Source organism: Nostocoides australiense Ben110 (assembly GCF_001050535.1).
GTDB classification, from domain to species: Bacteria; Actinomycetota; Actinomycetes; order Actinomycetales; family Dermatophilaceae; genus Nostocoides_A; species Nostocoides_A australiense.
In genome coordinates this window covers 3,772,953-3,774,039 of record NZ_HG764815.1, presented here as the reverse complement: position 1 = coordinate 3,774,039, position 1,087 = coordinate 3,772,953, and the positions used below count along the sequence as shown (strand labels likewise).

Sequence of the window (1,087 nt, the reverse complement as noted above, 5' to 3'; positions counted from 1 at the left end):
CTTACCCGGCGCGGCCGCGCGGATCGCCCGCAGGGCCTGCTCGAGCGGGCCGGGGGTCAGGGTGTCGGCGCCGGCGGCGTTCTTGAGATGGATGTGCACCTCGGCCGCACCGGCGGCCCGCACGGCCACGGCGTCCGCCGCCAACTGCTCGGCCGTATGCGGAAGCGCCGGGTGCTCCCCCGGGAGCCGGGCGCCGTTGAGGCAGGCGGTGAGCATCCTCCGAACCTAGCGACCGCGGGCCGTGACGACAATGCGCCCCCGCCCTTTCCCGTCGAAAGCGCACGACACGCCGTAATGGCATGACCATTACGGCGTGTCGTGCACTCTCGACCGGGTCAGAACACGACCACGGTCCGGCCCATCGGCATCAGGTCGCGGGCCCAGATCATGTCCATGACGGCATTGCTCACCCGGGCGCAGCCGTGTGAGGCGGGATAGGCGGGGACCGAGGCGGAGCCGTGCACGGCATAGCCGCCGCGGAAGTACTTGGGGCGCCACAAGTCCCCGAGGGGGCCCTTGTCGAGGCCGTCGATCTGCAGGATGACCGAGAAGGTGCCGCGGGGGGTGGTGGCGACGGCGGGCTGGCCGTTGCCGCTGATGTAGGTCTCGCCGCTGCCGGTGCTGGTGTTGACGATCGCGACGATCGCGCCGTTCTCGACGATGGTCAGGACCTGGCGGGCGATGTCGATCTGCACGGCGTTGCCGCTGACGACGACCGTGGGCCTGACGCCCCGGTCGAGCGCGGCCCGGGTGGCCGGGCCGTAGATGCCGTCGCGGCCGAGGCCGGCCGTCTTCTGCAGGGCCATGACGGCTTGCGTGGTGTTGTAGCCGTAGTCTCCGTCGGGGGTGCCGAGCCAGTAGCCGAGGTCGGACAGGCGCTGCTGCATCCGCTGCACCGCGGCGCCCCGGTCGCCCGGCTTCATGGTCGAGGTGTCGGTCAGGGGCGGCGGGGTGGTGGCGGTCGGCTTCGGCGTGGTCGGGCTCGGCGTGGTCGGGCTCGAGGTGCTGGTCGTGCTTGACGGCGTGGATGTGCCTGACGTGCTGGTCGTGGCCGGCGTGCTGGTCGTGGCCGTCGTGCTGGTCGTGG

General features: G+C 72.0%; 2 protein-coding genes. Both read right to left on the bottom strand.

Annotated features, from left to right (window positions below; all coding sequences use genetic code 11):
- The coding region (locus BN11_RS18545) for a 3-keto-5-aminohexanoate cleavage protein (RefSeq protein WP_048701952.1) at positions 1-216 on the bottom strand (216 nt) is incomplete at its 3' end.
- 119 nt (positions 217-335) lie between these two features.
- The gene (locus tag BN11_RS18540) at positions 336-923 is read right to left on the bottom strand and encodes a L,D-transpeptidase family protein (protein WP_235435542.1); all 588 of its coding nucleotides are present in this window, start codon (positions 921-923) and stop codon (positions 336-338) included.
- Positions 924-1,087: the final 164 nt, after the last annotated feature.